Annotated in this window: 15 protein-coding genes; 11 read left to right on the forward strand and 4 right to left on the reverse strand. The window is 48.7% G+C overall.

Annotated features, from left to right (window positions below):
* Positions 1-23: 23 nt before the first annotated feature.
* Positions 24-785 (forward strand): hypothetical protein, encoded by a 762-nt coding sequence (locus R3B84_07135; protein MEZ6140328.1) that lies wholly within the window; start codon positions 24-26, stop codon positions 783-785.
* Here R3B84_07135 and R3B84_07140 read toward each other — a convergent pair.
* Positions 777-2189, reverse strand: a complete 1413-nt coding sequence (locus tag R3B84_07140; GenBank protein MEZ6140329.1) for a DUF1501 domain-containing protein — start codon at positions 2187-2189, stop codon at positions 777-779. The two genes, R3B84_07135 and R3B84_07140, sit on opposite strands and share 9 nt — an antisense overlap.
* Before the next feature lies 1 nt (position 2190).
* Complete coding sequence (locus tag R3B84_07145; protein ID MEZ6140330.1) at positions 2191-4659, reverse strand: PSD1 and planctomycete cytochrome C domain-containing protein; 2469 nt, start codon at positions 4657-4659, stop codon at positions 2191-2193.
* Positions 4660-5118: 459 nt separating this feature from the next.
* Between R3B84_07145 and ettA the strand changes: the two genes are divergently transcribed.
* From ettA to R3B84_07165, 4 genes are all read left to right on the forward strand, one after another.
* Positions 5119-6786 (forward strand): energy-dependent translational throttle protein EttA, encoded by a 1668-nt coding sequence (gene ettA, locus R3B84_07150; protein MEZ6140331.1) that lies wholly within the window; start codon positions 5119-5121, stop codon positions 6784-6786.
* Positions 6787-6823: 37 nt separating this feature from the next.
* Entirely contained in the window at positions 6824-7525 is a 702-nt protein-coding gene (locus tag R3B84_07155) for an ABC transporter ATP-binding protein (protein ID MEZ6140332.1), read from the forward strand.
* Between the two features lie 12 nt (positions 7526-7537).
* Entirely contained in the window at positions 7538-10135 is a 2598-nt protein-coding gene (locus tag R3B84_07160; GenBank protein MEZ6140333.1) for an FtsX-like permease family protein, read from the forward strand.
* A gap of 80 nt (positions 10136-10215) precedes the next feature.
* The gene (locus R3B84_07165) at positions 10216-11622 is read left to right on the forward strand and encodes a sulfatase (protein MEZ6140334.1); all 1407 of its coding nucleotides are present in this window, start codon (positions 10216-10218) and stop codon (positions 11620-11622) included.
* A gap of 13 nt (positions 11623-11635) precedes the next feature.
* Here the strand turns inward: R3B84_07165 and R3B84_07170 are convergent, their stop codons facing one another.
* Positions 11636-12868, reverse strand: coding sequence for a PQQ-binding-like beta-propeller repeat protein (locus R3B84_07170; GenBank protein MEZ6140335.1), 1233 nt, complete (start codon positions 12866-12868; stop codon positions 11636-11638).
* 101 nt (positions 12869-12969) lie between these two features.
* Between R3B84_07170 and R3B84_07175 the strand changes: the two genes are divergently transcribed.
* From R3B84_07175 to serA, 5 genes are all read left to right on the forward strand, one after another.
* Entirely contained in the window at positions 12970-14991 is a 2022-nt protein-coding gene (locus R3B84_07175) for a prolyl oligopeptidase family serine peptidase (protein MEZ6140336.1), read from the forward strand.
* Positions 14992-15022: 31 nt separating this feature from the next.
* Positions 15023-17035 (forward strand): DNA mismatch repair endonuclease MutL, encoded by a 2013-nt coding sequence (gene mutL, locus R3B84_07180; protein ID MEZ6140337.1) that lies wholly within the window; start codon positions 15023-15025, stop codon positions 17033-17035.
* A gap of 17 nt (positions 17036-17052) precedes the next feature.
* Positions 17053-19191 carry a molybdopterin-dependent oxidoreductase gene (locus R3B84_07185; GenBank protein ID MEZ6140338.1) on the forward strand — a complete coding sequence of 713 codons (2139 nt, stop codon included), beginning with the start codon at positions 17053-17055 and terminating at the stop codon, positions 19189-19191.
* A gap of 67 nt (positions 19192-19258) precedes the next feature.
* The gene (ribH, locus tag R3B84_07190) at positions 19259-19741 is read left to right on the forward strand and encodes a 6,7-dimethyl-8-ribityllumazine synthase (protein ID MEZ6140339.1); all 483 of its coding nucleotides are present in this window, start codon (positions 19259-19261) and stop codon (positions 19739-19741) included.
* Between the two features lie 40 nt (positions 19742-19781).
* Positions 19782-21401, forward strand: coding sequence for a phosphoglycerate dehydrogenase (gene serA, locus R3B84_07195; GenBank protein ID MEZ6140340.1), 1620 nt, complete (start codon positions 19782-19784; stop codon positions 21399-21401).
* Positions 21402-21447: 46 nt separating this feature from the next.
* On the opposite strand, the gene R3B84_07200 is transcribed toward serA, so the two are convergent.
* Positions 21448-22797 (reverse strand): S41 family peptidase, encoded by a 1350-nt coding sequence (locus R3B84_07200; protein ID MEZ6140341.1) that lies wholly within the window; start codon positions 22795-22797, stop codon positions 21448-21450.
* A 322-nt stretch (positions 22798-23119) separates the two neighbouring features.
* Between R3B84_07200 and R3B84_07205 the strand changes: the two genes are divergently transcribed.
* Positions 23120-25891, forward strand: coding sequence for a 2-oxoglutarate dehydrogenase E1 component (locus tag R3B84_07205; protein ID MEZ6140342.1), 2772 nt, complete (start codon positions 23120-23122; stop codon positions 25889-25891).
* Positions 25892-25907 lie beyond the last annotated feature (16 nt).

Here is a 25907-nt window from a genome sequence, read left to right on the forward strand (position 1 = left end):
ATTGTTGCATAGGCGATGTGCGAATGAAACAAGAAAAGGGATTTTCAAAGCGTGTACCAAAATCTCGCAAGTGGATTGCTGATTTGCTACACGCAAGTAAGCAAGTGCCGAGTATCGCTTTCGAAAAAACGATGAATTTGGAAGAATTAATCAACGTCCGCAAGCTATCCACTCCTCATGTACCATGGACAATCATTTTTCTGAAGGCTACGGCGATTCTTTCATCCCGTCACCCAATTCTGCGACAAAGCTATCTTTCTTTTCCGTGGGAACGGATCTACCAACACCCCCATGTGGTTACCAGCCTGGCGATCGAACGAGAATTTGAAGGCGAGCCTGCCGTGTTTTTTGCAAAATTCAAAGAACCGCAGAATCAATCGATGCAAGAATTAGCTGCCAGACTCACAAAATTACGCACTGAACCAGTCGAACAATTTGGGGAATTTCGCCGACTCATTCGCAACACTCGCTGGCCCAGGTGGCTTCGCAAGCTGCTGTGGGGATATCTCTTGCACGGCAGCGGTGCCATGAAATCGAAAATGGCTGGGACATTCAGCATCAGTGTTACTGCCGCTGAAGGCGCCAGCGCAATTAATGTTCCCAACGTGACAACTTATTGCTTGAATTATGCACCATTTGCAGCAGATGGAACAATCAGAGTTCGGCTCCATTTCGATCATCGTGTAATTGATGGCAGTCCTGTAGCCCGCCTGATGGCTGAACTGGAAACAATTTTACACACGGAAATTGTCGCCGAATTACGTGCGATTGCCGAATCAAGCTAATATCGGGTGCAGCACCGTACCTGCAATATCGGTCAAGCGGAAATCTCTTCCCTGGTACTTCACAGTCAGGCGGCGATGGTCAATCCCCATGAGATACAGCATCGTTGCGTGGAGATCGTTCACGTGTACTTTATTTTCCACAGCGAAATAACCAAACTCGTCTGTGTTGCCGTATGAAATGCCGCCCTTGATTCCCCCACCTGCCAACCACATACTGAAACCAGCCAGATGGTGGTCTCGACCAGTGCCCTGAGCCATTGGCGTTCTGCCAAATTCAGTACCAAAGACAATGAGAGTATCCTTTAACATGTCTTTGTTTTTCAGATCTGTCAGCAGTGCGGCAACACCCTGATCTACTTCTTTGGCGGTACCTTCCGAATGCGTTTTTACTGAACCATGATGATCCCAGTCTCGATGGTAGAGTTGGATAAAACGACACCCACGTTCTGCCAGGCGACGTGCCATCAAACAATTGGAAGCAAACGTCCCATCTCCACCTTTCGTGCCATACAAATCCAGCACTTTCTGTGGTTCTTTGCTGAAATCAACGAGTTCCGGCACACCCATCTGTAATCGAAATGCCTGTTCATACTGATTGATTCGCGTGGTGATCTCGGGATCGAACCCACGTTGCGATTCCAGTTGATTCAGCTGATTAACCGTATCAATCAGTTGCCGTTGTTGATCGTTGTTGACCCCCTGGGGGTTCCGCACGTACAGAACAGGATCGCCCTGGCCACGCAAATGGATTCCCTGGTACTTCCCGGGCAGGAAGCCACTGTGCCATTGGCGAGCGGCAATTGGCTGGCTTTGACCAAAGCGACCAGTCGACACCATGACGACAAAACCTGGAAGATTCTGTGCTTCGCTTCCCAGGCCATACCAAAGCCAGGAACCTGCGGAAGGTCTACCGGAAATCATCGATCCAGTATTCATCAGTGTGTGGGCAGGGTCATGATTAATTGCATCGGTGTGCATCGAGCGTATGATGCACATATCGTCCGCACACTGGCTGGCCAGTTTGGGAAAGATGCTGCTGATTTCCAGACCCGATTTGCCAGATTTTACAAACGGATGCTGCGGGGCGAAACAGTTCAATTTTGCACCTTGCAACTGGGCAATTTGCTGCCCCTTGGTAACAGAATCCGGCATCGGCTTGCCGTGCATTGCGGCCAGCTTTGGCTTGGGATCAAATGTTTCCAGGTGCGTCATTCCACCTGCCATGTACAGCCAGATCACTCTTTTGGCTTTCACCGGGTGGTGTAATTTTGGTATCGCACGTTCTACTTTTTCTTCGGCAGAATTTTCATTCGCAATCATTGATCCCAAAGCAACGGCACCCAACCCTTGAGAGGATTTGCCCAGAAACGCACGTCGAGTCGATGAGGTGAATTGATTGTTCATGTTAATTTCTCGTGATAGTGGCGTGTAAGTTGAAAATGGTTCGACAAACATTTGTCCAGGCAGCAAGATCTGCCGGATTCAGTGTAGTATCCAATTTACTTGAACCTATGGAAAGCAGTGCATTTGCTTCGGGAAGTTTATCCTGATAGTGGGCTTTTTGTGTGCGATAATAATCGAGCAGAATTGCAACTTCTTTATCGGTCGCTGGTCGATTGATTGCCAACAGAAATCCACGCTTGATGCGGTCTTCATCGGTGCCCTGCTCTTTCAACAATCTTGTGGCGAACATCCGTGATGCTTCTACGAATTCTGGTGCGTTTAGTAACACCAGTGATTGCAATGGGGTATTCGAAGATTCCCGCATTGGCGTGCACTCTTCCCGGCTGGGTGCATCAAATAACATTAATGCTGGGTGCAGATATTGTCTTTGCCAGTGGGTGTACAATCCACGTCGATACAGACCTTCGCCCTGATCGTTTTGCCACTCCCGCCTTGGAAAATTCAGGAAAGACCAATAACCTGCCGGCTGATATGGCTTGGCGCTTGGCCCGCCCACTTTGGGAGAAAGTAACCCAGCCACACTCAGAAGGTGATCCCGAATCATTTCAGCTGGCAAGCGGGTCGAAGTTTGACGTGCATACCAGAGATTATCTGGATCGAGATTCCACTTTTCCTGTGGAGCAAACGAACTCTGCTGGTAAGTATCTGATGTAACGATCTGTCGGATCAAACCCTTGATATCCCAGCCGGAATCAATGAACTCGCTGGCAAGATAATCAAGTAACTCAGGATGGGTGGGTGCTTCTCCTTGAGATCCCAGATCGTCCACCTTGCGGGAAATACCTTCACCAAAGTACAGCTTCCAAAGTCGATTGACCATCACCCTTGCGGTCAATGGATTTTCCTTCGTAAACAACCAGTTCGCAAGATCCAGCCGGTTCATTCGCTTTCCTTCCTTGTTGGGAGTAAGGAATTCGGGAAAACCAGGTAGCACCACCTCCCCTGTTGTGTCCATCCAGTTCCCACGTGGCAATACACGGATCTCGCGGGGTGCGACGGTAACAGTTACTAAAGTCGATGGCAGGGAATTCTGAAATTGATTCCGTTGCTGGGTCGCCTGCTGCAATTTCGCTTGTAATTGTTTGTAAGCTGGTAGAGCAGTAAGATATTGATTAAAAGCCTTATCAAAATTTGCCTTGTTTTTCGGCAACAATATCGTTTTCACAGCCATGGCTGCACCCAATGGAAGCATTTTCGGAAGGTTCGAAAATTGCTTCTGGACCAACATCTGCTGTTGATTAACTTCCGTTTGAAGTTGGTTTACGTGTGCATTTCGCTTCGCCAATTCTTTGTTTTGCTCTTCAGTTGGCAATGTAATTGATGAACCAAAGTTGTTACCACTGTAAAGCCCCCTTTCCTGAATGTCCGAAAAGAATGCTTCCAGTCGATAAAAATCCTTCGTAGTAAACGGATCAAACTTGTGGTCGTGGCATTCAGCACATCCGGTGGTTAGTCCTAACCAGCCCCCGCCAAACGCACGCACACGTTCTGCAGCGTATTTTGCAAGATATTCTTTTGGTTGTACACCACCTTCGGCACTCATCATTCCCAGGCGGTTATACCCACTGGCAATCTGCTGTTCCACCGTGGGGGTGGGCATCAGATCGCCAGCAAGTTGTTCGCGTGAGAAAACGTCGAACCGTTTATTGCTGTTAAAACTGGCAATTACATAATCCCGAAAGGGCCACACTGTCACAGGTTGATCACCATGGTAGCCAACGGAATCAGCGTAACGCACAATGTCCAACCAGAATATCGCCATCCGTTCCCCATAGTGGGGCGATGCAAGATACTGCTCGACAAACTTCGCATAATTCGCCTGCGAGGGATCCTTGCTGAATTCAGCCAGTTCCGCTGGCGTTGGTGGTAACCCACGCAGATCAAAAGACAATCTTCTCAAGAGGGTGTGAGCGTCTGCCTTCTTAGCCATTGATAAATTTCGCTGAACCAGCTTCTGTAAAATCAAGCGATCTAATGCATTTGATGCTGGGGGCAAGTCTTTCAGTTCTGGGCGTTTGATTGGTCGAAATGCCCAGTGATCCTGGTATTCCGCACCGGCAGTAATCCAGTCCTTCAGCATTTGAATCTGCTTGGCATTCAAGGGTTTGCCAGTGTGCTTCGGTGGCATCATCTCTTCATCTGTTGCCAGCACACGTGCCATTAATTCGCTTTTATCAGGATTTTTCGGTACGATGGCGACCATACCACTTTCCAGAACAGACTTGGCATCTGTTTCGATGTCAAAGCGAAGGTTTGCCTTTCGTTTGTTCGCATCCGGTCCGTGGCATGCAAAACAATGGTCCGAAAGGATCGGCTTAACGTCGCGATTGAAATCAACACGCGATTTCTCTGCTGCACCCAGCGTCGTGGTGGTTAATGATATCCAACAAGCCCACAGCATATATTTCATGATGACTTTCCTGGCGGGATCATTCTGGCAGGTCACGCACGGACATGCGCTGAATGCGAACCTTGTCGTGTGCTTCCAAAAATCTATCGATATGTGGCGTATGTTACCATAACCGAAACTGGCAAGCAACTATTCCTCCACTGGTGTGAGGCCCAAATCACGTGGAGGACATCGCACAACAATATATATTGCCTTTTCGCATGCTCCATTGATCACTTTTTTCGGGAAAATTGCAAAATGGCGAAAAAAAGTCGAAAACGGCGACTGAAACCTCAATTTTTGCAGAAAAATTTGCCAATATTTGGTTAAATCCGGTTATTCCCGCAAGTCTTTGCACAGTTAAATCAACGTGAAGGATTCAAATTGTTCCAACCACTACCTGGGAATAGTTGTTAAGACAAGTCTGCCGAAAGCGGTATACTATTTGTTTGGTTGAACATCCCACGGTGCAGGAAAGTTATGTCGGAGCGTTACATCTTTCAGATCGAAAAACTAACCAAAATGTACGATCAGAAAGAAATTTTGAAGGACATTTGGTTGGCATTTTATCCCGGTGCCAAAATTGGCGTGCTTGGTTCCAATGGTTCTGGGAAAAGTACGTTGTTACGGATTATGGCACTGCAGGATACCGACTTCATTGGCACAGCACGTGCGGAAAACGGCATTTCCATAGGTTATGTTCCTCAAGAGCCCCAATTGACGCCTGGTACCGTACGGGAAAACGTTGAAGAAGCGGTACAGCCAATTCGCGATTTGCTAACTCAACAGGAACAAATTGGCGAGAAAATGGCAGAAGCATCTCCAGAAGAATTCGACAAATTAATGGCGGAAATGGATCGAGTTCAGACCAGAATTGATGCGACAAATGCCTATGATCTGGATCGACAGCTGGAAATCGCCATGGATGCGATGCGATTGCCCCCACCTGAAGCGGATGTCGCCCAGCTATCGGGTGGTGAACGGCGTCGGGTAGCATTGTGCAAAATGTTACTGAAGAAGCCAGATTTATTACTACTGGATGAACCCACGAACCACCTGGATGCTGACTCAGTATTCTGGCTGGAGCGGCATCTGGAAGAATACCCTGGCACCGTGGTAGCGGTAACCCACGATCGATACTTCCTGGATAACGTCGCAAAATGGATTCTGGAACTTGATCGCGGTCGTGGCTTCCCTTACGAAGGGAACTACAGCGTGTTTCTCGATAAAAAACGAGCACGTCTGGCATTAGAAGAAAAAACAGAAACCGCCCGCCAGAAAACATTGTCTCGGGAATTGGAGTGGGTGAAAACCTCGCCAAAAGGTCGACTTGCCAAAAGTAAAGCCCGTTTGCAGGCTTACGAAAAATTAGCCGCCCAGGACTATGAAGAAAAAGACGACGAAGTACTGATGCAGATCCCGCCTGGCCCCACCTTGGGAGATCTGGTGGTGCGTGCCGAAGGTGTTTCGAAAGCGTTTGGCGACCGGCTTTTGTTTGAAAATCTGAATTTCGACCTCCCACGTGGGGGAATTGTGGGAATCATCGGCCCCAATGGTGCGGGGAAAACCACCCTGTTCCGGATGATCGTGGGGCAGGAAAAACCGGATTCCGGTACTTTACGAGTCGGGGAAACGGTTCAGGTTGCTTATGTGGATCAAAATCGCGATTCTTTGAATCCCGATGCCAGTGTTTTTGAAGAAATTACCGGTGGCACCGACCACCTGATGCTGGGCAAACGGCGAGTTGCCAGCCGTGGTTACGTTTCTCGCTTTAACTTTAAAGGACCAGACCAGCAGCGTAAAGTGGGTGTCCTTTCTGGTGGGGAGCGGAATCGCGTTCACCTGGCAAAACTGCTACGTAGTGGCGGCAACCTGCTGCTGTTGGACGAACCCACCAACGACCTGGATGTGGATACCCTGCGTGCACTGGAAGAAGCATTGCTGAATTTTGGTGGCTGTGCTGTGGTGATTAGCCACGATCGCTGGTTTTTGGACCGGGTTGCTACCCACATTCTTGCCTTTGAAAACGATAGCAACGTAGTATGGTTTGACGGCAATTATCAGGCATATGAAGAAAATCGCCGCGCGAGACTGGGAGCTGAAGCAGATCAACCCCACCGCATGCGTTACAAAAAACTGACTCACTGACCTACGGGCGATTCCAACCACAACGGTATCTAGCAACATGATGGAACTGGTCGATGTTACCAAACAGTACACGCAAGGTGAAAACCTGATCCAGGCTGTGAAAGGCGTTTCGCTGACCATCAATGCAGGCGAGTTTGTATCGATTATGGGCCCATCTGGATCTGGAAAATCCACCTTATTGCACATGCTTGGAACGCTTGATACCCCCACCACTGGTCGGGTGTTATTCCACGGCCAGGACTTGCAGGAACTTTCAGACCGAGATCGTTCCCGACTGCGACGAACCAAATTAGGGTTTGTTTTTCAGTTCTTTAATTTATTGCCCACTTTACGCAGCGATGAAAACGTGGCTCTGCCACTGTTACTGGGAAAACAAAGGCGGGGCCCGTCGCTGAAAAAAGCTCGTCAACTGCTAGACTACGTGGGCATATCCCACCGTGTGGATCATTTTCCAGATCAAATGTCGGGTGGGGAAATGCAACGAGTCGCCATTGCCCGTGCGCTCATTTCTGAACCGGAAATTGTGCTGTGCGACGAACCCACCGGGAACCTGGATTCGAACACCAGCAAAGCAATTCTGTCGTTATTGCAGGATATTCCCAAATCAATGGGCAGGTCGCTAGTGATGGTGACCCACGACCGCACCGCTGCCGAGTACGGTGACCGGATTTTTCACATCAGAGACGGACTCTTGGCAAATACCGAAATACTGTCCCGGCAAACTTCATCCGCTGTTTAGCAGGCCAATGCCATGTTTCAGTTATTTCGTGCAATCAGTTGGCGTTACCTGAGAAGACGTTGGGAAAGAACCCTGCTCGTCATTTTCAGTATTGCACTGGGCGTGGCCACACTGGTTTCCGCACAAATGCTGAATCGGTATATCGAGATTGCAGCGTTTGATTCTACTATTCCGGCAGATAGTGCCGACTTGTATATTTCCAATGGAGAAGCGGGTGTTGACTGGTCTATTCTGGAAACAATCCGTGCCAATCAACCTCAAGGATTGAGAAAAGCAGCTCCGATCATATTTGAACGAGTAGCACTTCCTGAATTGGATGGCCGGCCGGGGATCCTGCTGGGAATCGAATTTGATGCAGCTCAGGTTAACCAACAAAACAATGATCTGCGAATTCAGTATGAAATTGTCAACCCTTTTGCAGTGACCCAAAAGCCCATTCTCATTAGCCGGAATCTGCACAATGCTCGACTTGCCAAAGGTAAATCCGCCAACGACCCCTTTCAACTTCGATTAACTTCAGAAATTGAAAATTTTCAGATTCTGGCAATTATTGATATCCCACCTGATTCACCAGTGGCACCTTACATGGATAGTCTGGTGATTACGGATGTGCGACAATTAGCCAATCCCACCCAAAGGAATCTGAACGGAAAAGTAGCTCTTCCCAGAAAAGTCAGCCGTATCGACTGTTATCTGCACCCCAAAACCGACCGCGGGCAGATTCAGCAGGAAATTACCAGTCTGATCAAGAATCAGGCGAAAGTTCGCACGCCGGAAGATAACCGCAAATCCACACAGCAGGTCATCGGTGGGATTAAAGTTACTTTGAATATCTGCTCACTGGCATCACTGATTGTGGGCTTGTTCATTGTCTACAACGCACTATCCGTTACTGTTGCTGAACGTCAGCACGATATAGGAATATTGCGTTCACTGGGTGCCACCAGACTTACGATTGCCAGTATCTTTACCAACGAAGCGATTGTATTAGGGTTCTTCGGTGCTGTTTTGGGTATCCCTCTGGGTGTATTTTTATGCGACACTGTGGTGGGGACCTTTGGCGATGAACTGCAATCTGTTTTTATTAATGGCAATGTTGCCAAGCCGGAACTGACCTGGTGGATCGCTGGTATCGCGGTAGTTGCAGGCATTATCACCACTCTGTTTGCAGCACTTCTCCCTTCAATTCAAGCAGCAAATCATGAGCCTGCCGAATCCGTGCGTCGCCGATCCGGGAAATCCGGACGCTGGCTGCAACGGATCTACTATTGCACGATTTTTCTGATGATCTCAGCGGGAATCGGGTTGATCCTGGCCCGCAACCACTTGCCAGAACGAATTGGATCACTGTTTGGAATGACGATGGTACTGACAGGGCTATTCCTGGCCATGCCAGTTCTGGTTGCAGTGCTTGCCAAAACTCTCCACCCCATCCTGAAAATTTTCCTCGGCGTGGAAGCGCGACTGGCCGCGGACAATCTTTTGAGAGCCCCCGGCAGAACTGGACTGGTCACGGGTGCCTTGGCAGCGGGTGTTGCATTGATGTTCCAAACGGCTGGTGTGGGTAAAAGTAATGAAGTGCCGGTGCGGGAATGGCTGGATCAGGTAATTCAGGCCGATGCGATTGTATTCTGGGGTAATCTGGCCACTGCCAACAGTTCGTTTACTCCAATGCCAGCCAGTACGATGACCGATATCGACAAGCTGCCTGGGGTGGAAGCGACTGTTGGCTTTCGCTTTTATCGAGCAGAATATCAAGGCACCTACATTCTCACCATTGCAATTGATGCGGACACTTATTACCGCTCTGTCAGGAAAAGATTACCCACTGGTTTGCCGAAACTGGAACTTTTTGGAAAGCTTTCGCAGGGACGTGTCACAGTCGTCTCAGATAATTTTGCCGAGAAATGGAAAATTAAAGTTGGGGACTATATTCCTGTCCCTTCGCCTAAAGGACCAATTCCCTTTGAAGTGGTGGGGATCGGCCAGGATTATTCCTGGAACCAGGGAACCATTTTTATCGATCTTGCCGTATACCGAGAATTATTTGCAGACTATCTGGTAGACACGGTGCATGTGTTTTTTGATCCACAAGCTGAAAAAACTGTTGCGTACAACAAGCTCCGAGATTACACCAATGCCAAAGGAATTCTGTTCCAGGATCGGGATTCCGTACGCAAATACCTGACGGATGTCATTGAACGGCTATATTCCGTTGCGTACATGCAGCAATACATCATCGGAATTGTGGCAATGCTGGGTGTGGTGAATGCGTTGTTAATTTCCATTATCCAACGCAGGCGCGAGCTTGGTCTCCTGCAGGCGATCGGTGGCACACGTTGGCAAGTAATGAAAAGCATCCTTTGGGAAGCATTGCTGATGGGATTATTAGGCACTATCCTTGGATTTGCGATGGGCCTACCGATGGAATGGTTTCTGCTCAATGTCATCGTACGGGAGGAATCGGGCTTTATTTTTGAATTGCTGATTCCTTGGAAAGAGTCCCTGCGTATCGTCGCACTTTCACTGGGCGTGGCACTTCTTGCCGGAATCATTCCCGCATTGCGTGCTGTCAATTCCAACATTACCTCGCGAATTGCTTACGAATAACACTGATTTCAAGAACTTTTCCTTGCGGAATGGCTTCACTTTTGGCCTAATACCTGAACAATTGAATTCTGGATAGAACGATGAACTACCTCAAGTTACTTATTTTGTCAGCAGTATTATGCTGCTTTACGGCACTGCCAGATGCGAATGCCAGACCAATGAATGTGATTGTCGTTCTGGTGGATGATCTTGGCACTACCGATCTGGGGTGCTTTGGCAGTAAATTTTACCAGACACCGAATATCGACCAATTAGCACGTGATGGCATGCGTTTCACAAATGGTTATTCCGCATGTACGGTGTGTTCTCCGACACGCGCAGCGATGCTGACTGGGCAATATCCCGCACGCTTACACATTACCGATTGGATTGAAGGCCACAAGCGACCTGATGCCCCACTCAGCGTCCCGGATTGGCAGATGTATCTTTCCAAGGATACCAGCAACATGGCAAAAATATTGAAAAAAGCTGGTTATGCCACGATATCAATCGGGAAGTGGCACTTGGGAAAAGAAGACTATTATCCGGAAAACCAAGGTTTTGATAAAAACGTGGGCGGCTACTTTCGTGGGCAGCCACCATCATACCATGCCCCTTACAAAATCCCCACCCTTCCTGAAGGACCTGTGGGCGAATTTCTGACCGATCGGGAAGCAGCGGAAGCCTGCAAATTCATTGAAGAACAGAAAGATAAGCCTTTCTTTATATACCTTCCGCATTATGCAGTTCACACACCTTTGATGGCCAAAAAGGAAGTCATTGAGAAATACCGACAGAAAATCGACCCGAAATTGCCACACCAGAACCCTGTCTACGCGGGGTTGGTGGAAAGTGTTGATGATGCGATGGGTGCGATTCGGGCCAAGCTGAAAGACTTAAAACTTGATGAGAATACAGTCATCATCTTCACTTCCGATAATGGTGGACTGCTGGGAGGTGGAAAGCAGCCGATTACCAGCAACGTCCCATTCCGTGCTGGTAAGGGAAGTGCATACGAAGGTGGGGTGCGTGTGCCGTACATCGTTTACTGGCCGGGAGTTACGAAAGCAGGATCAGTATCCACCGAGCCAATCATTACCGTTGACGTGTTGCCCACAGTCGCTGAGATTGTGGGGGCCAAAATACCGGAAAACCATGTTGTTGATGGCAAAAGCCTGGTACCATTATTAAAAGGCTCTCATTCATTAGAACGGGATGCGATCTACTGGCATTACCCACATTACCACCCAGGTGGTGCAACACCCTATAGTGCCATCCGCAAAGGCAATTATCGACTGGTGGAGTTTTTTGAAACGGGCAACAAGGAACTTTACGATCTGGCTAACGACGTGGGTGAAAAGGTGAACCTGACAGAGAAAATGCCTGCCAAGGTTTCGGAATTGTTTGAAGATCTGAAAAAATGGCGAACGGACGTCGGGGCACAGCTACCCACGAAAAATCTCAATCCCACACCAAAGAAAAAGAACCCACCCAAAAAGAAGAACTGAATTCGGAAAATATTTACTTTGTCTTGAAACAGTACAATTTACTTTCTGTGCGGACAAATAACGCACCATCAACAGCACCAAATGATGCGAAGGTGCGTTCTTTTAAGTCGATTTCAGATAATACCTCAAAATTCTTGCCTGGCGCAACAATGGTGACGTTCCCTTCTTCGCTGGTGGCATAAATTTTGCCCTTTTCAGCAAATAGTGACGCAGAATATTTTCCTTTAATTCGCTCTGACCAATGAATTTCGCCAGATTTTGCATCCAGACATGTCAAAATCCCACCATCGGAAACCATGTACAGATTCCCGTCAACAATCAGCATCGAGGGAGTGTGAGGTGCGGCTTTGTTCGTGTCCCACGCCCGAGCAGTTTTTGTAATATCTCCTGTACCACCAATGCGGATCGCCTGAACTTGAGGTCGGTCATAACCCGTTGCCACATAGACAGTTGCGTCATGAATCAGGGGTTTGGGAATCAGGGAATAGCCGTTAAATTCGCTTTTCCAGACCTCTTTGCCAGTTTCCAGCTCGTACGCACCAATCATGTTGCTGCCAGCACTCAGAACCACAGTTTTGTCTCCCTGGCTCAATACTGTGGGAGTAGAAAACGAAAACGTCCGCCCCGCCTTGACTGAACGTGGGGTCTCCCAGACTGTTTTGCCAGATTTCAGGTCAAGTGCTACCACTTTCTGAACATCAGCCGCATCGCAACTGAATATTACTTTTTCATTAACAATAATCGGTGACCCACCATTTCCATGGACTGGTCGCTGATAGAGACCTTCACGCTTCCAGACAATTTTGCCGGTTTTGTCCAGGCAAGCAGTGCCATTGTGACCAAAGTGAAAGACGATCGAATCTCCCGCTGCACAGGCAGTTGAACTGGCATGGCTATTTTTTGAGTGGATGCGGGCAGTTTTTCCGGTGGGAATTTCAAATAATAGTTCATCGAGCACTTGTTTCCCTGACTTTTGATCGAAACTGATCGCCCGCAACGACAACGATTGATCAGTGTTGACGGCAGTTGTGAGATAAACCTGACCATTCCAGATGATTGGAGAAGACCAACCACTGCCTGACACCTTTGTTACCCACGCGACATTGGTATCAATGCCCCACTTTGACGGTAAGGCGGGACCAGTATATATCCCATTCCCTTCAGGCCCACGAAACTGAGGCCAATCCGCAGCACTTACCCACATTCCACCCGCCGCAATCAGCAGGCTACACAGCATATATCTCATCAGTTCTCCCATCCAATTGTCTTGAAAACAATTATCCCTGTGAAAAAATGTGAAAAAGCCATAAATTTGGCAATTACAGAGTTATATTATTGGGTCGATTCATGAAAAACGTATTGATCGCCTTGTTGTTCAGTGGGCTGTGCATCTTTTCCGTACTCGCTGATGGGCCCGGTGATAATGTGGTCGATCAGGTGCGACCAGTGCCTCCGTTGCCGAAAACACCACCCACCGCAGCACAGAAAGCAGAACTGGAAGGTTTATTAAAAGGATTTGCTCAGAAAATTGATCAGTTAAAATCTTCGATTGCCCAGAAACCAGAACTGGTCGGTTTGCTGCCCGATGTCTTGGTATTTTACAAATCTGTGGATTACGCACTGCGATACAACGAAATCTTTGATGCACCCAAAGAAGTGCCATATGCCAAAAAGCAAATCGAAATTGGAATTCAACGGGCTAACGCACTGATGACCGGCAATGCCCCCTGGCTAACGGAAACTGGTCTGGTGGTGCGTGGTTACCAATCGAAACTGGACGATTCCATCCAGCCTTATGGCCTGGTTGTTCCCAAATCTTATCAAGCAAAAGGCGACGAAAAGCATCGACTAGATATCTGGTGCCACGGTCGGGGAGAAACGTTGAGCGAATTGAACTTCATTCAACAACGATTAACGAATGCGGGGCAGTTTGTGCCCGAGAATGCAATTGTTGTCCATTTATATGGGCGTTATTGCTGCGCCAACAAACTGGCAGGCGAGGTGGACTGCTTTGAAACTCTGGATCACATTCGGGCGAATTATCGCATCGATTCTAACCGAATTGTCATGCGGGGTTTCTCAATGGGTGGTGCTGCAGCCTGGCACTTTGCTGTGCATTATCCCCACTTGTGGGTGGCAGCCGCACCAGGTGCAGGATTCAGTGAGACACCTGATTTCTTAAAAGTTTTTCAGAAAGAAACTTTGCAGCCCACCCCTTACGAGCAGAAATTGTGGCACATGTACGATTGCACTGATTATGCTTTGAACCTGTTTAACCTGCCCACGGTTGCCTACAGCGGGGAAATTGATCGACAGAAACAGGCAGCCGACATCATGGCTAAGGCAATGAAAGAAGTGGGGCTGGATCTGGTACACATTATCGGTCCAAAAACCGCCCACAGTTATCATCCAGAAGCGAAAAAAGAAATTGATCGCCGAATCGATGCCATTGTGAAAGCAGGCAAGCCACTTTGCCCGAAAGAAGTAAAATTTACTACCTGGACCCTGCGTTACCATCAGAGTTACTGGTTAAGCATCAATGGGATGCAGGAACACTGGACACGGGCACAAATTGAAGGTACGTTGCTGGACAATAACCAGATTCAGATCAAAACAAGCGGTTTAACTGCCTTTTCCTTTGATATTCCAGTCAAAAATGGCATGCTGAAAAGCAATCTGGCAGTAAAAATCGTGATTGATGGTCAGATGATCGAAGCAGGAATGGTTGATAAAAGCGAAGCATTTGCTGGAAAATTTCGAAAAATTGGGGATCGTTGGCAAATTGCTGCCCCACCCGAAAACAGTTCTCTGATGAAACAGCCTGGATTGCAAGGACCCATTGATGACGCCTTTTTGGATCGTTTTCTGATGGTCACGCCGTCCAATGCGGCAATGAATGAAGTGGTGGGTAAGTTTGTCGACCGAGAATACCAGCACCGTGTAAAGCACTGGCGTCAACAGTTTCGTGGGGATGTACGCACAAAACTGGATAAAGATGTCACTAAAGAAGATATTGCTTCCAGCAACCTGATTTTGTGGGGAGATCCCGCAAGCAATGCCATCCTGCGTTCCATTGCAGATAAACTGCCGATCAAGTGGACCAAGGATGGCGTGACTGTTGGCGGGAAACAATATGACGCAAACCACGTCCCGGTAATGATTTACCCTAATCCATTAAATCCCCAAAAGTATGTTGTGATCAACAGTTGCTTTACTTTTCGCGAGTACGACTATTTGAATAATGCCCGTCAGATCCCCAAACTGCCGGACTGGGCAATTCTGGATGCCAGAACACCCACGACTTCTCGTTCACCCGCTACAGTGGTGGCTGCAGACTTTTTTGATGAAAATTGGCAGTTGAAGCGCTAACAAGCTCCTCTGAAAGTGCGATAATAGCACCATGGGCAAGATTTACCAATTACCACCTTCAGTCATCACCAAAATTGCCGCTGGGGAAGTCATTGAACGCCCCGCCAGTGTTGTGAAGGAAATGGTGGAAAATTCGATTGATGCGGGTGCGACCCATATCGAAGTGGATCTGGGACAGGGTGGCATCGATTACATCCGAGTTGTGGATAACGGCCATGGTATTCAGGAAACTGATTTGCCGATGGTATTTGCCAGCCACGCCACCAGTAAACTTGTGGAATCAGAAGATTTATTCCGGATTTCGACGCTCGGATTTCGTGGCGAAGCCATGGCAAGCATTGGTGGGGTGGCCCATGTGAAGGTCCAGTCGCGTCCCATGAATGCCGAAGTGGGGGCAGAACTCGATTGTCACGGTGGAGAATTATCAGAAATTCGCCCCTGGAATGGCTCTGTAGGGACTCGCATCGAAGTACGTCATTTGTTCTTCAATACACCCGTCCGCAAAAAATTTCTGCGTACCATCCCCACCGAGTTGGGGCATGTTTCTGATATGTTGACTCGCCTGGCGTTGGGCTATCCAGAAATTGGCTTTACTCTGAGACACAACGAACGATTGGTCTTTGAAGCACAAAGTACCTCCGATTTTGTCGGGAGGGTGGGCATTTTCTACGGCGATGAAGTACGGGATCACCTGTTTCCAGTGGAATCCGCCCACAATAACATTCATTTTCGAGGTTTTATCGGCGATCCCAAGATCAATCGTGGTAATGCGAAACTGCAATATCTCTACCTGAACCGGCGGTGGATTCGTGATCGCAGCCTTGGCCACGCCCTGCAGGAATCCTACCGTGGCCTGCTAATGACAGGTCGCTATGCTGTAGGCTTTTTATTTCTGGAAATCCCACCTGATCAGGTGGATGTCAATGTGCATCCCACCAAAACTGAAGTGCGTTTTCGCGATTCATCTGCAATCTACGCACTGGTTCGCTCTGCAATTAAGAAAAAATTGTTGCAATTGAATCTGGTGCCTGAGTTGCGGATACCCGCCGATCAGATTCTGGCTGAGAAACCGGCGAAACCTAATCCAGGCTTGTTTGAATTGCCGGATTATTCATCGCCACCCATATATCCCAGAAAGGAAACGATTGAAGCAGGTGATATCCGAGTGATCGCACCTGTACCGGAAGGTCGACCGGAAAAACCACCTTCGTTTCGGCCTGCAGCAAAAGTGCACCCATTAGATGCTCTGGAACAACAGGAAAGCCGCGATTCCCTACCGCATGCAAACATTGAACGGATTCCACAGCATGTACCTCTGGAAAAACAAGATTCCCTACCAGAAAGACCTGACTCGCAGGCCGAGCAAGATCAAATTGTACAATCACCTCCGGATCAAGTGCTTGCTCATACAGAATTCCTGCCAGATTCAACCACTCCACAGGAAGGTCCAGCATTCAAAGACCAGCTTTTTTCCAGTTATCATGCAATTCAGATTCACAATGCTTTTCTGGTTGTAGAAACGAAAGATGGCATGTTAGTGATTGATCAGCATGCCCTGCATGAGCGGATCTTGTTTGAACAACTCCGTCGTCGCGTCCTCGCTGGGGCTCTGGAAGTACAGCGATTGCTGATTCCGGAACCAGTGGAATTGACGCTGGATCAAGCGGGTCAGGTGCTGGAAATGAAAACCAGTCTGGCTGAACTGGGAATGGAAATCGAAGATTTCGGTGGGGGGACGATTGCCCTGTCGAGCTATCCCACCCTGCTCTCTCGGCGGGCACCGGGAAAACTATTTCAGGATGTAGTGGAAGGGATTCTGGAACAGGAGCGAACCCCCAGCAGGGCTCAACTGCTCCATCACTTATTAGCCACCATGGCATGCAAAGCCGCAGTTAAGGCGGGTGATCCGCTAACGCAGGAAGAAATCGATCACTTGATGAAACTGCGGGATCTGGCAGAAGATTCGCACCATTGCCCACATGGTCGCCCAACTTCATTGGTATTCAGTAAGAAAGAACTCGAAAAACAGTTCGGACGCATATAACCAAGCAGCTATATAACATGGCACAAGTTTCGACGCCAACGATTCCCTTACAAGTGGTCAAAGCAGTTTGCCCCCACGACTGTCCTGATACGTGCGGCATGGTCGTGACCGTGCAAGAGGATCGTGCGATCGACCTGCGTGGTGATAAATCACATCCATTTACTCGTGGATTTCTTTGCCAGAAGGTCAACCATTATCTGGACAGAGTTTACCACAAAAATCGCCTGCAGCACCCGTTGCGACGCGTGGGTAAAAAAGGCTCCGGAAGATTTACCCGCATCACCTGGGATGAGGCAATCGCTGAAATTACTACCCAACTTAGCAATATTGCCAATTCACAATATGGCCCGCAAGCAATATTGCCATACAGCTATGCTGGCACCATGGGGAAATTACAGTATGCCAGCATCGATCGGCGATTTTTTCACCGCCTTGGTGCCTCGATGTTAGACCGCACCATTTGTGCCACGGCAGGTGCAGCGGGGTGCGACGTGACATTAGGAACGCGTGCCACCATCGACCCCGAAGCGATCGTTCAGGCACGCTATATCATCAATTGGGGCTCAAATACCGCCGTCACCAACATTCACCTTTGGTCGTTGATGCACAAGGCGAGGAAAACTGGGGCAAAAATCGTCACCATCGACCCACGACGTAGTGATACGGCGAAAAAGTCAGACTGGTGGATCCCCATTCGTCCCGGAACAGATGCCGCATTGGCAATGGGCCTGATGCACATTATCGTAAGGGATCAACTGCAGGATCAGGATTATCTGGACCGATACACTATTGGATTCAAACAACTGTCTGATCGTTTGAAAGAATTCCCGCCCCACGTGGTCGCAGCAATTACCAGTTTACCAGAGTCGACAATTGAACATTTAGCACGCGAACTGGGACTGGCATCCCAGATTTATGGAGGCCCCTCGCTGGTTCGTTTGAATTACGGCCTACAGCGTCACGGCGGTGGTGCGATGGCGGTACGAACCATCTGCTGTTTGCCCGCAGTAACTGGTTCATGGCGTTTTCCTGGAGGTGGGGCACTATTAAGCACCAGTAAACTCAGCCCCTGGAACGGAGCCGGGCTGGAACGACCTGATTTAATCCCAGCCAACACACGAACAATTAACATGGTGCAGTTAGCGGAAGCCCTGCATGGCGAGTTACCCGGCCCACCGGTCAAAGCATTGTTTGTCTATAATTCGAATCCCGCTGCAGTCAATCCCCAACAACAGAAGGTGCTGCAAGGGCTGGAACGAGAAGATCTCTTTACCGTTGTGCATGACCTTTTTCAAACAGACACTGCAGACTACGCTGACATCGTATTGCCAGCAACTTCCCAATTGGAGCACTGGGATATTCACAGTGCTTACGGGCATTTGTATATTCAACTGAATCGTCCAGCCATCCCACCACTGGCGGAAGCAAAACCGAACACAGAAGTATTTCGATTATTGGCGAAGGCGTTCAAATTTGAACCGGAAATCTATCAGGAAACTGATGAAGAATTGATCCAACTGGCACTTCAACCAAAAGCAGGCTACGGTGGCTACCCTTCTGCATCTGCATTCGACGGGATCACTTGGGAACGCTTACTGACTGGCGAGCCGATTCGTATAAACCTTCCAGCCAGTTTTGTCCCATTTGCTGAAGGCAATTTCCCCACCCCTAGTGGGAAATGTGAGCTGTATTCTCAACGAGAAGCCGATGCGGGTCGCGATCCTTTGCCCAATTACACCCCACCCCACGAAGACCCACAGACTAAGCCGGATCTGGCTGCCAAATATCCCTTTCAATTTATCTGTCCGCCGGAAAATTCTTTTCTCAACTCTAGTTTTGCGAATATCGAATCGCTGCAACCCGTGCACCGCGAACCAATCGTCGAAGTGAATCCGCAGGATGCGGAAGCGTACCACCTCCACAAAGATGATCTGGTGAGAATTTTTAACGATCGAGGTGCATTTCAGGCAAAAGTGGTCATCAGCGACAACGTCCCCCAGGGTGTGCTGGCATCCTACGGTGTCTATTGGTCCCGCCTGATCGGTGGGGCAAATTGTAATTCGGTTACCAGCACCGCCACCACCGATTTGGGAGGTGGGGCCACATTTTTTGACAATCTGGTGCAGATTGAAAAATATTCCCTGACAGAAAATTAGAAAATCTCATTTTTTCACCGGCACGCTAAGTAATACAATAGTTTCCTTGCTCTTATTAGGTGCTGCGATGATGAGTTCGCACGTTTTCGAAGGTTCGTTGGTAGCTTCATCCGGAAAATATGCCATTGTGGCTGCACGATTCAATAGCAATATTGTTGATTTGCTGCTGGCAGGTGCACTTCACGGCTTGTCCAGGCACGGTGTTGCGGACAGCGATATTGAAACATTTCGTGTGCCAGGGTCGTTTGAAATCCCTACCATTGCCAACGCCCTGGTGAAAAAACAGCGATACAAGGCGATTATCTGCCTTGGTGCAGTCATCCGCGGGGAAACTGACCACTACGATTATGTTTCCAGTGCGGCCACAAACGGCATTGCCCACTTGACAAAAGATAGTGGCATACCAGTGATTTATGGGGTATTAACTTGTGATACACTGGAGCAGGCACTCAACCGTGCTGGTGGCAAAAGTGGTAACAAGGGTTACGAAGCGGCAGTAACTGCGATTGAAATGGCAAATCTGCTCGCACAAATCAAAGATTTAATTTAGTTCACTTAATTGAAAGAATATTTCCCCAGGAAGCAAAGGAATGGCGAGAGTATTAATTTGCGACAAGCTTGAACAAGCTGGCATTCGCATTTTAGAACAGGCAGGTATCGAAGTAGACAACCGAACTGGCTTGAAAGGTGCGGAATTGCTCGCTGCACTGCAGGCTGCGGATGCAGCGATTGTTCGTTCTGCCACTCGGATTACCAGCGAATTACTTGCAAATCGCGGTAAACTGAGCTGCGTCGTGCGGGCTGGAGTGGGTGTCGATAATATCGACGTACCTGCTGCCAGCCGTGCTGGTGTTGTAGTAATGAATACCCCAGGCGGTAATACCATTTCCGCTGCTGAACACACCATTGCTCTGATGATGAGTCTGGCACGTCACATTCCTGCGGCAGATGCATCAATGAAAGCTGGCAAGTGGGATCGCAACCGCTTTCTGGGTACTCAGGTTACCGGGAAAACACTCGGCATCATTGGACTTGGACGGATTGGCCGTGAGGTTGCTCAGCGTGCCACCGGATTAGGCATGAACGTGCTTGGTTACGACCCATTGATCACACCCGAGAAAGCCGCTGAGTTCAACATTCATGCCTGCCGTTCCAAAGAGGAACTGTTGCCGAAATGCGATTTTCTGACGCTGCACATCCCATTTACACCTGAAACGAAAGATTTTATCGCCGCAAAAGAGATGGAATTGCTGCCAAAAGGTGCCCGCATCCTGAACGTTGCACGTGGTGGTGTGGTCAACGAGACCGATCTTGCAGCAGCCCTTCTATCCGGCCAATTGGGCGGTGCGGGCGTTGACGTTTTTGAAGTGGAACCTGTTCCCACGGACAATCCACTGTTTCAGGCGCCTAATGTCGTGTTAACTCCCCACCTGGGTGCCTCTACTTTCGAGGCACAGGAAGCGGTGGCGATTGAAGCGGCCCACCTGCTGATCGATTTTCTGCAGAAAGGGATTGTCCAGTGTGCCGTGAACCTGCCATCGATTAATCGAACGGAACTGGAGCAGCTTCGCACCTCTCTTGACCTCGCTTACCGCCTGGGGTTGTACCATAATCAGGCTGCCCAGGGGGCGATTCGCAAAGCGGTGCTCACTTTCCGTGGCGAAAGCATGAATACCAATACCCGCCTGCTGGCTGCTGCGTTTACGGCTGGGCTCCTGGAACGGTATCTCAGTGAGAGTGTGAATTATGTGAATGCGCCGATTCTGGCACGCGATCGCGGTATCGATATCGTCACCGCATCGACAGATGCCCGCGGTGACTTTGCAAATTTAATGCATACAGAAGTACACACTGATCAGGAAATATCCGTCGCAGCAGGCACTCTGTTTGGAGATCGTTATCCCCGTCTGGTTCAATTGGGTGTGTATCGGCTGGAAAGCTATCTGGATGGTATTTTACTGGTTTTCCCACATACAGATGAACCTGGCGTGATTGGATATATGGGCGGGGTCTTTGGTCGCCATGGAGTGAATATTGCTGGCATGCACCTTGGCCGTCAGGCACCAGGTGGGGATGCCATCGCAGTGATGCACCTCGACAACAAACCGTCTCAGGCAGCCCTGGACGAAATCTGCCAGCACAAAGCAATACGCTCGGTAACTGTCGTAAATCTGCCACAGGCGGGGCAGATGCCAAGCTGGCTGGGATAATAATGAAAGAAAACTAATGGAAAAAATCTCAGAGAAGTAGCGGGAATCACGGCCCCATCGGCATTAAGTTCATCGATTTGGACTGAACCATTTCACGCACCGCCTGGATGGCAATTTCTGATTGGCGCTGAGTGTTCGTTTCAATAACATCCGGTGTCAGACCGGTGCCATGAAAACTAGTTCCATGGGGACTGGCTAATCGTGCGATGGTCATTCGAATTGATGGCGAAAATGCATTTTTGCCAAGAGCAGGCAGGCGAATCGTTCCCTGCACTGTTCCTTTACCATAAGTAGTTGTCCCAACGATGTGGGCACGTTTATGATCTCGCAGTGCAAATGCAAATACTTCTGCGGCACTTGCAGTTTTACCATCAACAAGGATCACGATTGGTAGCTGGATGATCGCACCAGGATCGTTCGCAGTGATGGAATCATTGAAATCAGGCACCCGACCATTCGTGCTGACGATCAAACCGGTAGTAAGAAATCGCTCCGCACATTTGGCTGCTGCCTGAAGTGACCCGCCTGGATTCCCACGCAAGTCAATCACCAGTCCCTCTATCCCCTGCATACCAACGAGCGTATCCAGTGCTTCGCGTAATTGGTTTGGAGTGTGCTTGTTGAACTCTTTAATCTGGATCACCGCCAGTTCGTCATCGATCTGGTTCGCAATTACTGTCAGATCAAGAGGCTTTGCTTCTTCCACGGGATGATGTTCGTAAGCACTAAACATGTCCAGCGAATTGGATGCACCACAGATAAACTCAAAAACAACCGCATTTGCAACTTTCAACCCAAGAAAACGTCTTGCAGCACTACATACCTCATCAAGCATTCCTACAGCATCATCGGCTGTTTTTGGTGTTCGGCCCAGCCATGCCTGCCTTGCCTGAGTACGAAATCGCTCCAACTCAACAGTGGTTGCGGAAGGTGTATACTGGCTGACAAACTTTGAGTTGCTGAGAGCATGCAAAAATTCATTCATCCCCTGATCAAACAACCTGCCAGGGGTCACCTTATCAGCATCAATGTAATAATCCGCTAGTTTATCAAGTAGTTCGCGGTACAAACCAAACACTTCGGCACGAGTCAACTTCATAATCGCCTTTCGATACTCCGGGTCTTCCTGCCGGCGAGTTTGAAGTAAGTAGCGAAGATTCACCTGAACATGTTCTTTGGCTTCCAGGTTATTTCGGTCAAGTGCAATGACCTGTAGCCATGTTCGTAAAGCCTTATCCCAATGTGCAGTGCTCTCCTGTTTCAGTGCGAGAGAACGCAATTCCTGCACTGGAGAATTAACAGGTAAACTTTGTGCGTTGGATGGTAAAACAAAAATGCCAATGCAACAAATGACACCCAGTAAGGTGTTGAAAGTAGAACGGTAGTTGCCCAACACGCCTGCCCTCCCAAATGGTGTCAACTGGAGAGGTATTACCATGTTCACGTAAGTATATCTGATGTGCACAGCCCTTGTCAATCAATTAGTTGACTTTTTTCAGAACCACTTGTGCACCGTTTGAAGACGGAGAACAAGCAGAAAAAGTTTTGCCAAAAGCAAAAATGAATAATTTTTAACAAATATCGTGTAAAAACTTCTCTGGTATTTTTTTGTTTTCCAAGGTATGAAATCCCAACAGTCGATTCGCCCAGTTTGGATAGTAGAACTACAATAAGAATACCAGCAGCACCTGTACCCTGATAAACCAGCCTTGAATTCCATGCACAACCTGAAATTTGCAAACCGCTACAATTTAGAGTTCATCGAGCAACAGTATCAACTGTGGTCCAGCAATCCTGAAAATGTTGATCCCCAGTGGCAGGCATTTTTTGAAGGATTTGAACTGTCCGCCCAGGGATTGTTCTCTGCCAATGATACCAGTTACACCTCGATCGTTCGCCTGATTCAAAACTACCGCAATATTGGCCACTTGCAGGCACAAATAGACCCACTTGCAGATCCACCTGGCCCCCACGCACACCTGAGCCTGGAAGAGTATGGTTTAAGCGAAAAAGACCTTGATCGCTATTTCGATTGCAGTGCGTTTCATGGCATGAATCGAGCAACGTTACGAGAACTTCTGGCTGTATTACAGGAAACTTACTGTGGTACGGTGGGGGTGGAATATGGCCACATTCAGGACAACACTATCCGCGACTGGTTGAAAGCACGGATTGAACCACGTCGGATGCGACCGGAAGCAACGGTCGAACAGCAAAAACGCACCTTGAACATGCTGGTCCGTGCCGAAAATTTTGAACAGTTTTTAGCCGCACGGTATCCTGGCCAGAAACGTTTCAGCCTGGAAGGTGGGGAAACCCTGATGCCAGTGCTGGAAGCGATCATCGAAAGAGGTCCCAGTCTGGGTATCCGTGAATTTGTACTGGGAATGTCCCACCGTGGGCGACTGAATGTGCTGGCTAACACTTTGCGGAAGCCGCCAATCGACATTTTCGCTGAATTTGAAGACAATTTTCAGCCTGATTCCTACGAAGGCGACGGTGATGTAAAATATCACTTGGGATTCTCCAGCGACTACCAGACATCTGATGGAAATTCAATTCACCTGTCTTTAACACCCAACCCCAGCCACCTGGAAGCTGTCGATGCTGTCGTCGAAGGTCGCACGCGGGCAAAACAACGATTGCACCGCGATAAAGAGCGCAGGATGGGAGTCCCCATTCTGATTCACGGTGATGCCGCCTTCGCTGGCCAAGGCATTGTTGCAGAAGTTTTCAATCTGGCCAACGTGGAAGGCTACACAACTGGTGGAACAGTTCACATCATTGTGAACAACCAGATTGGCTTTACCACTTCGCCTCAGGACGGTCGATCAACGCAATACTGCACTGACATCTCCAAGATGATTCAGGCACCAGTATTCCATGTGAATGCCGAGGATCCGGATTCATGCGTTTTCATTGCAGAACTTGCCATCGAATTCCGCCAGCACTTTCGACGTGACGTGATAATCGACATCAACTGTTACCGGAAGTGGGGTCATAATGAGGGCGACGAACCGGGATTCATGCACCCTAAGTTATATAACAAAATAAACAAGCGAAAATCGATTGCCCTGCTCTATCAGGAGCAGTTGATCCGATCGAAGCGTTTCACTGAAGCCCAGATCAAGCAGATTGTGACAGATTACCGCACTACTTTGGATAATGTTCAGCAACAGGTAAAAAAAGAAGCCAATTTGCGAACTCGCACCAAGTCGTATGGTGGACCATGGACCGGGATGCAGGCCGAATATCGCCACGAAGCAACCCGCACGGGTGTCAGCCGGGAATTACTGGAGCATGTCATTACGGTGGCAACGACGATTCCCACAGATGTGAAACCGTTTGACAAAATCGAACGTATTCTGGATCAAAGACGCGAATCTGTGCTTACCACGGATAAAATTGATTGGGCTACTGCGGAATGCCTTGCCTTTGGCTCGTTAGTTGCGGAAGGCACTTCTGTACGTCTGAGTGGGCAGGATAGTCGCCGTGGCACCTTCAGTCAGCGGCACGCAATCATTGTCGATCAGGAAACACTCCGCAAATACAACCCAATCGATCAACTGAGCAGCCAGCAGAGTTTCTTCCGAGTATATGATTCCCCACTGAGTGAAGAAGCGGTACTCGGTTTTGAGTTGGGCTTTTCGTTCGACGCACCCAACACGCTGGTGCTGTGGGAAGCCCAATTTGGCGACTTCGTCAATGGTGCCCAGAGTATTATTGACCAATATCTGATTTGCTCGGAAACAAAATGGCAGCGTTCCAGCGGGTTGGTGCTGTTGCTGCCCCACGGATATGAAGGTCAGGGGCCTGAGCACTCTTCTGGCCGATTAGAGCGATTTTTGCAATCCTGTGCAGAAAACAACATTCAGGTATGCAATCTGACCACTCCTGCCCAGTACTTCCATGTGCTTCGACGGCAAATGCGGCGGGATTTCCGCAAACCACTAATTATCATGACGCCGAAAAGCCTGTTGCGGCACAAAATGTGCGTCTCCACACTATCATCGATGACGAATGACCATTTTCATGAAGTGATCGACGATCAGGTGCCAGTGGAAGATGTTAAACGCGTTCTGATGTGCAGTGGGAAACTTTATTACGAACTACTTGAAGCACGCGGGGACCGCACTGATATTGCACTCGTGCGAATGGAACAGTTTTATCCATTCCCAGAACAGAAACTGTCTGAAATACTTTCCCAGTATACTCAGGCTGAAATGGTGTGGGTGCAAGAAGAATCGCAGAATATGGGTGGCTGGCAGTTTATCGAGCCACGTATACGCGGAATGGGATATGAAGTATCTTATGTTGGGCGAGACCCAAGTGCCTCACCTGCTGTGGGTTCGTTAAAACTGCATAAGAAAGAGCAGGAACTGCTGATCAGCACCGCACTGAATGGCGAATCGGGCAGCCATATGATCGCCCAAACCAAACTGATTCAAGTGCGAGCACCAATTTTCTACCGTTACAAGCAAACCCACTAAACAACAATATTGAAAC

Origin of the sequence: Zavarzinella sp. (assembly GCA_041399155.1) — a bacterium.
Lineage (GTDB): Bacteria > Planctomycetota > Planctomycetia > Gemmatales > Gemmataceae > JAWKTI01.